This window comes from Streptomyces sp. PsTaAH-124 (genome assembly GCF_000373685.1).
GTDB classification, from domain to species: Bacteria; Actinomycetota; Actinomycetes; order Streptomycetales; family Streptomycetaceae; genus Streptomyces; species Streptomyces andamanensis.
The window spans coordinates 458,434-465,075 of sequence record NZ_KB892169.1 but is presented as its reverse complement, the minus strand read 5'-3'; the positions used below and the strand labels follow the sequence as shown (position 1 = coordinate 465,075).

Below are 6,642 nucleotides of genomic sequence, written 5' to 3'. Positions count from 1 at the left end.
CCAGAAAATTAATTCAGCCGGTTGACACGCACGAGAGCGGAACCAGAGGAAGGAATGTTCCCCCGGTTCACAGCGTCCTCGCTGTGTTTTCTTCAAAGGAACCTCGTCCCGACCATGACGGCCGGAGACGGGGTATCAACATATCTGGCGTTGACTTTTGGCACGCTGTTGAGTTCTCAAGGAACGGACGCTTCCTTTGTACTCACCCTCTCGGGCTTTCCTCCGGGCGCTTCCCTTCGGTCTTGCGTTTCCGACTCTATCAGATCTTTTTCCGATCCGATTCCCAGTCGGGGGGTTCGCCTCGGGCTTTCCGGCTTTCGCCGTCCGGCCTTTCGACATTCACTACGTTAGCCGATTCCCGTCCCGATTCATAATCGGGTCCGACGGGTTCGAATTCGGGCATGCGGGCACACCAGAATCGACCCCGGCGAAGGGGTGCGAGCTAGATAGTGGGTTGGCCGCTCCGGCTGCTGGCAAACGCCGTACCCGGTTCAGCGGCTCGGGATACATTACGCACCTTCCCGAGACGAGTCAACTTCGGCGCTTCTTGGGCACGTGGGCGCGGTACGGGCTCACCGTCGGGTCGTCGGCGACCCAGTAGCGCCAGGGGTGGGCGTCGCCGTCGCCGCCCTCGCCGGCGACGCCGGTGCGCGGGCCGCTGCGGACCTGGCCGGGGGGTGTCGGTGTGCCGAGAGTCTGCGGGTGCGGGCGAGTTCGGCGCCTTCCGTGATCTCGCCGGCCCGCAGCAGGACCCCGCTCGCCTGTCCTTCCGGTCCGCAAACCAGGTTCATGCAGTGCCACATGCCATAGGTAACTCACCAGGCATGTACGTCCTTGGGCCCGGCAGCATCGGCAAAGCAGACGACAAGCAGGAGACAGGCAGTGCGAGCGATCATCTACGCCAGGCTCAGCCCCACCCCGAGGGGCGAGGAGTCCAAGGGTGGGAACCTGTCACAACAGGTCGAGCTGAGTCAGGCGCTGTGCGACCGGAAGGGCTGGTCGGTCGTAGCCACGATCGTCGAGAAGGACACCTCGGCTTCGACGAAACGGGGAACCAAGCGGAGCGCGGAGTGGGAACGCGTCAAGGCTCTGGTGGAGGACGGCAAGGCGGACGCCATCGTGTCCCGCCACTACGACCGTATGTACCGCACCCCCTGGGACCTTGAGGATCTGGTGGACCTGGCCGAGGCGACCGGCGTCACTCTGGCCGCCGCACAGGCGCAGGGAGTGCTCGACCTGTCCACCCCGTCCGGGCGTCTCGCTGCTCGCATCGGCGCTGTGGTGGCTCGCAACGAGACCGAGATGCGAGTGGAGCGTCAGGTACTCGGACACCAGCGGCGCCGGGAGTCGGGGAGGCCCTTCTGGAGTACTCGCCCCTTCGGCTTCGAGCGGGACGGCAGGCACCGGGAAGCAGAGGCGGAAGCCCTGCGGCAGGCGTACCGGAACGTCCTGGCCGGCGTCACCCTCTGGTCCATCGCGAAGGACTGGAACACGCGTGGGCTGCTCTCGCCGCACGGGAAGGAGTGGCGCAGCTCGAACCTTCGGATGGTCCTCCTGAAGCCGAGGAACGCGGGAATCCAGACGTACTCGCAGTGGGTCGAGAAGCCGGACGGGACGCACGTGCGGCGGACCGAGGAGACCGGCGCGGGCAACTGGGAGGCGATCGTCTCCGAGGGCATATTCCGGGCCCTGGTCCGCTACCTGAGCGACCCGGAGCGCAAGACGGGCGGCGGCGGCAAGCGCAAGGCCCTGCTGTCCGGCGTGGTCCGCTGCTCGAAGTGTCAGGCCGTCGTCACTCAGGGGTGGAGCAAGAAGAACGCGGCAGGCGAGCGGTACCGCATCTACACCTGTTCGGGTGGCCGGTGCATCACCTGCCCCGCGGACCCGCTCGACTCCTTCGTAGTCAGGAAGGTCATCGACAGGGCCGAGGAGTGGAACGCGGCACCGGCCACGGATGCCGCAGACGAGAAGCGGGAGGCCGAGTTGCTGGCCGGGGAGACGGCCGCATCCGAGAGGCGCACCGCCCTGGCGGAGATGTTCGCCGTCGGGGACATCGACGCGTCGACCCTGCGGACGGGCATCGGCAGGTGTGACGCCGACCTGACCAAGATTCGCGCAGAGCTGGCAGACCTGGCATCGCAGCGGGTACGAGTCGACCTGGGCGACGTCGAGTACCTCTGGGAGGAACTGGACTACGAGGACCCCGACCGCATCGACCACGTGCGGACCGTCGTCATGCAGGTCTGCGGGCGAGTCGAGCTGATGCCGCGCGGTCGAGGGGTCCGGTCCTTCAAGGGCGAGCACTGCCGGATCACGTTCCGGAACCCCTGAGATCCGCGCGGAGGGCCGAGCCGGACGTCGCGCCGAGTGACGACGGGCCCTGTCTGACGAGAGTCGGGCGGGACCCGTCGTCATACCCGGCGGGAAGGAGTCGTACATCCCTCGGAGCCTCTGTGCGCACCTCTCGCTGCCCAGTTCGAGTGCACGTCCTGACTCGGCCGCTCTCCGAGTACCTGCGCTTCGAGTTCTCCCGGTACTACGCCCCGCACGTGCTCGCCGGGGAGGACATCCGCATCCTTGACGTGACCGAGCGCGAGAACCCGTTGCCGGAAGTTGGGGACTTCTGGAGGTTCGACCGCTCGACGGTCGTCCTGATGCACTACGAGGTCGACGGCACACAGATCAGCCGGGAGCTGTACGAGGGTGACCCTGCGCCGTTCGTCGAGTGGCAGCGCATCGCCGTTTCCGAGTCGGTTCCCTTCCTGGAGTACGCGGAGCGCGTGGCGGAGTGACGTTCGAAGCTGAGCAGCTTGGCGACTCCGGCACCGAACTCGCCTCTCCCTGCGAGCGCTGGATGCTCCCCCGGCACTGGTCGCCGAGGCGGAGCTGAAGTCGCTCGAAGCCTCCTCTACGCGCATGCGCTGCTTCCTGCTCTCGATGGTTACCGGACTGCTCGCAACACCGGAGTACGTGCGGGCAAGCCTCGCCCACTCGACGGCGGATACGAGCAAGGCCGTGGCGGGGAAGCTGAGACGGCAAGCCGTGCTCTACGACGCCTCGAAGCGGTTCACGTTCGTTCTGACCGAGCGGGCGGTTCGCTGGCCGGTCGTCTCCTCGCTGGCACTCGCCGAGCAGATGGACCGGCTCGCGCCCCTGTCCTACCTTCCGAACGTCCAGATCGGGGTGATCCCCCCGGATGTCCCTCCTCGTTGGGGATGTGGCTCGCGCGAGTGCCGTGGTCGAACTGCACCTTCGACAGCTCATGCAGGCGCTGATCGACTCGAAGTATGCGGAGGTGACGGCAGCGGGGCTGGCGGCCAACGAGCTCATCGAAACGTGTGCAGCCCTGACCAAGATCAATAGGGAGATAACAGAGGCGCAGCGAGTGCCTGACTCACCTCTCGGCGTTGAAGCCCCTCTACACCCGCCGGAATCAGTTGATCCATGGCTTGTGGGCACCTGCGGGGATGCGGACAGACCAGGATGAGCCAGCCCCTACTCCGCACCGACTCGCCGGCGGGCCGTCAGCGAGGCGCACAGCGGCTCAGGCTCCGGCGGACGGTTTTGCTCTGGGGCTCAGTCGGTACGCCGACACCGTCGGATCACCGGCCAGGTAGAACCGGTGTTGCCAGTCATGAGCCTTGCTCACGCCTACCCGAGGGCCAACCTTGATGAGCGCGGCAGGTGCCGACTCGCCCTCGGCCAGCACGACCGAGGTACCTGTCAGGAGGTCTGCGCCGTTGTGCTCCGCCCTGATGCCGAGTGCCTGGCAGAAGTTCCCCGGGCCTCGGGCGAGCCGTGCGCCCTCCACCTTCTCCCCTCGCCGCTGGCGGGCCAGGTCCTCCCCCCCGATGACCCTGCCCGCCCGGATGAGGACGGCCGAGGCGGTGCCGTCCGTCCCGGTGACGACGTTGGCGCACCAGTGCAGGCCGTGGGAGCGGTAGACGTACAGGTGTCCTGCGGGTCCGAACATGACCGCGTTACGGGGTGTCCGGCCCCGGTAGGCGTGGGAAGCCGGGTCCGCCGCGCCGGAGTACGCCTCGGTCTCCGTGATGGCGATGCTCACGGTTCCCTCCGGGGTCTTGCAGGTGAGTACACTCCCGAGCAGCTTGGGGGCGACTTCTTCGGCAGGGTGGGCGAGAAGGTCGACGTTCATGCTGACCGCCTTGACATGCCGTAGGTGAAGTAGACGTACACGTGACTGGGCGGGCCGAACATCACGGCGTTGCGGGGCGTACGGCCGCGGTAGGCGCGGGATCCGGGGTCGTTCGGGCCGTCGGGGGCCGTCCGGACCAGGGTCCGCCCCAGGAGGTCGGGGGCGACCTCCAGGACGGGACGGTCGAAGAACTCTCTGGGCAGCGGCGTACGGTCCGGGGGCGCGATCATGGCTTCCGAGCGTAGTCCAGACGGGTGGGTCTCAAGGACTGGTCAAAGATCTCTCCCCTTGCCAGGGTGTGGACGCGGAACCGGTCGGGGCCGCGTCGCGTATGTAGGGATCAGGGATCCACGCCGTGGGGCCGGAGATCCACACGTATAAGGAGAGTCATGGCGTTCAGGAAGCTGCTCGCGAGCCTCGGAGCCGGCGGGGCGTCCGTCGAGACCGAACTGCACGAGGTCAACGTCGTGCCGGGCGGTGTCGTCCAGGGCGAGGTGCGGATCCAGGGCGGGTCCGTGAACCAGGCGATCGAGGGTCTTTCGGTCGGGCTCCAGGCCAGGGTCGAGGTGGAGAGCAGCGACGAGGAGTACAAGCAGAACATCGAGTTCACCAAGGTGCGGCTCGGTGGGGCCTTCGAGCTCCAGGCCGGTGCCGTGCACACGGTGCCCTTCGGTCTGGAGATCCCCTGGGAGACGCCGGTCACGATGATCGACGGGCAGGCGCTGCGCGGCATGAACATCGGGGTGACGACGGAGCTGGCGATCGCCCGCGCGGTGGACTCCGGTGACCTCGACCCGATCAATGTGCACCCGATGCCGGCGCAGCAGGCGATCCTGGACGCGTTCATCCAGCTGGGCTTCCGGTTCAAGCACGCGGACATGGAGCGCGGTCACATCCGCGGGACACGGCAGCGGCTGCCGTTCTACCAGGAGATCGAGTTCTACCCGCCGTCGGAGTACCGGGGTCTGAACGAGGTGGAGCTGAGCTTCGTAGCCGACGAGCAGGCGATGGACGTGGTGCTGGAGATGGACAAGAAGCCCGGTCTGTTCAGCGAGGGCAGCGACACCTACCGCTCGTTCCAGGTGAGTCTGCACGACTACCGGCAGACCGATTGGGCGGCGTATCTGCACCAGTGGATCGCCGAGGTCGGCAGCAAGCGGAGCTGGTTCTGACAAGGCCCTAAGGTCGGTACCGACAGCCGGAACGATCAGAACGACCAGGAGGTACCGAGGTGCCCGAGCTGAAGCGGCGGCCACTCCCCCACGACTTCCATCCGCCCGTGCCGTCGTTCACGGTCACGAGTGACGACGTGCGGGAGGGTGCGAGGCTCAAGGACGCCCAGGTCCAGTCGGCGGGGAACACCTCGCCGCAGCTGCGCTGGGAAGGTTTCCCGGCCGGGACCAAGAGCTTCGCCGTCACCTGCTACGACCCGGACGCGCCGACGGGCAGCGGGTTCTGGCACTGGGTGGTGTTCGACATCCCGGCCTCGGTGACGGAGCTGCCGGCGGGCGCGGGCGGCGGGAAGTTCGAGGGCCTGCCCGAGGGCGCGGTGCACGCGCGCAACGACTACGGGTCGAAGGACTTCGGCGGTGCCGCGCCGCCGCCCGGGGACGGGCCGCACCGGTACGTCTTCACGGTGTACGCCGTCGATCAGGACAAGCTCGGTCCGGACGTCGCCGCCTCGCCCGCCGTGGTGGGCTTCAACCTGCGGTTCCACACGCTGGCGCGGGCGCAGCTGATCGGTGAGTACGAGGTGCCCGCCGAAAGCTGAGCCCCCCGCCGCGCGTTTTCGCGTTCACGGAACGTTTGCCCGCCTCTGGTCTTGGAAGTGATCGGAGGCGGGCATTTTTATTGCGTTGTCCATCCCGACGCGCCCGTAGAGAGTTGAGCCGGGCCCGCCGGGGGGTGGGCAGGTGCACACGGGAGGTGGGCCGGATGCGGGACACGCTGGTGCTGAACGCGAGCTTCGAGCCGCTGTCGACGGTGACGTTGAACCGAGCCGTGGTGCTGGTGCTCCAGGACAAGGCCGTCGTCGAGCAGGCCCACCCCGAACTGCGGATGCGCGGGGCCGCGGTGGACATCCCCGCACCCCGGGTGATCCGGCTGTGCCGGTACGTACGGGTGCCCTTCCGAAGACAAGCACCGTGGTCGAGGCGGGGCGTCCTGGTGCGCGACCGGCACCGGTGCGCGTACTGCGGCCGGCGGGCGACGACCGTGGACCACGTCATACCGCGGTCGCACGGCGGGCAGGACACCTGGCTGAACACGGTGGCCTCGTGCGCGGAGGACAACCACCGCAAGGCGGACCGGACTCCGCAGCAGGCGGGGATGCCGTTGCTGCGGGAGCCGTTCGAGCCGACGCCGGCGGACGCGATGCTGTTCGCGCTGGGCGCGGACGACCGTGCGGCGCTGCCGGACTGGCTGGGCCGCGCGGCCGCCTGACGTCCTCCCGCCGTCGGCCGCGGGCTGCGGGCACCCGTCTCCGG

The 6,642-nt window shown here is 67.9% G+C and carries 6 protein-coding genes and 3 pseudogenes; 6 read left to right on the top strand and 3 right to left on the bottom strand.

From position 1 onward, the window contains the following. Positions 1 to 531: 531 nt before the first annotated feature. A pseudogene (locus B086_RS42915) lies at positions 532 to 812 on the bottom strand (DNA-3-methyladenine glycosylase); the annotation flags it as partial. A gap of 70 nt (positions 813 to 882) precedes the next feature. Between B086_RS42915 and B086_RS0117555 the strand changes: the two are divergent. The 3 genes and pseudogenes from B086_RS0117555 to B086_RS45930 all read left to right on the top strand — a co-directional run bounded on the left by B086_RS0117555 (position 883) and on the right by B086_RS45930 (position 3,363). Continuing rightward, on the top strand, positions 883 to 2,331 hold the full coding sequence (locus B086_RS0117555; RefSeq protein ID WP_018567737.1) for a recombinase family protein: 1,449 nt from the start codon (positions 883 to 885) through the stop codon (positions 2,329 to 2,331). A 143-nt stretch (positions 2,332 to 2,474) separates the two neighbouring features. Continuing rightward, positions 2,475 to 2,792, top strand: a pseudogene (locus B086_RS0117550) (DUF6879 family protein); the annotation flags it as partial. Between the two features lie 49 nt (positions 2,793 to 2,841). After that, positions 2,842 to 3,363 carry a Scr1 family TA system antitoxin-like transcriptional regulator gene (locus B086_RS45930; protein ID WP_267880887.1) on the top strand — a complete coding sequence of 174 codons (522 nt, stop codon included), beginning with the start codon at positions 2,842 to 2,844 and terminating at the stop codon, positions 3,361 to 3,363. A 181-nt stretch (positions 3,364 to 3,544) separates the two neighbouring features. On the opposite strand, the gene B086_RS0117545 is transcribed toward B086_RS45930, so the two are convergent. Next, positions 3,545 to 4,156, bottom strand: coding sequence for a DNA-3-methyladenine glycosylase (locus tag B086_RS0117545; RefSeq protein WP_018567735.1), 612 nt, complete (start codon positions 4,154 to 4,156; stop codon positions 3,545 to 3,547). Between the two features lie 14 nt (positions 4,157 to 4,170). After that, a pseudogene (locus B086_RS0117540) lies at positions 4,171 to 4,386 on the bottom strand (DNA-3-methyladenine glycosylase); the annotation flags it as partial. A 159-nt stretch (positions 4,387 to 4,545) separates the two neighbouring features. Between B086_RS0117540 and B086_RS0117535 the strand changes: the two are divergent. The 3 genes from B086_RS0117535 (at position 4,546) to B086_RS0117525 (ending at position 6,598) form a co-directional block, all read left to right on the top strand. Beyond that, on the top strand, positions 4,546 to 5,328 hold the full coding sequence (locus tag B086_RS0117535) for a sporulation protein (RefSeq protein ID WP_018567733.1): 783 nt from the start codon (positions 4,546 to 4,548) through the stop codon (positions 5,326 to 5,328). Between the two features lie 59 nt (positions 5,329 to 5,387). Next, positions 5,388 to 5,927 carry a YbhB/YbcL family Raf kinase inhibitor-like protein gene (locus B086_RS0117530; RefSeq protein WP_018567732.1) on the top strand — a complete coding sequence of 180 codons (540 nt, stop codon included), beginning with the start codon at positions 5,388 to 5,390 and terminating at the stop codon, positions 5,925 to 5,927. Between the two features lie 164 nt (positions 5,928 to 6,091). After that, positions 6,092 to 6,598: an HNH endonuclease gene (locus tag B086_RS0117525; protein ID WP_018567731.1), complete on the top strand. Its 507-nt coding sequence runs from the start codon at positions 6,092 to 6,094 to the stop codon at positions 6,596 to 6,598. Positions 6,599 to 6,642: the final 44 nt, after the last annotated feature.

Excerpts from the sequence above, each read along its gene's own strand:
- B086_RS0117545 (WP_018567735.1), bottom strand. The coding sequence starts at position 4,156 with ATGAACGTCGACCTTCTCGCCCACCCTGCCGAAGAAGTCGCCCCCAAG.
- B086_RS0117535 (WP_018567733.1), top strand. The coding sequence starts at position 4,546 with ATGGCGTTCAGGAAGCTGCTCGCGAGCCTCGGAGCCGGCGGGGCGTCC.
- B086_RS0117525 (WP_018567731.1), top strand. The coding sequence starts at position 6,092 with ATGCGGGACACGCTGGTGCTGAACGCGAGCTTCGAGCCGCTGTCGACG.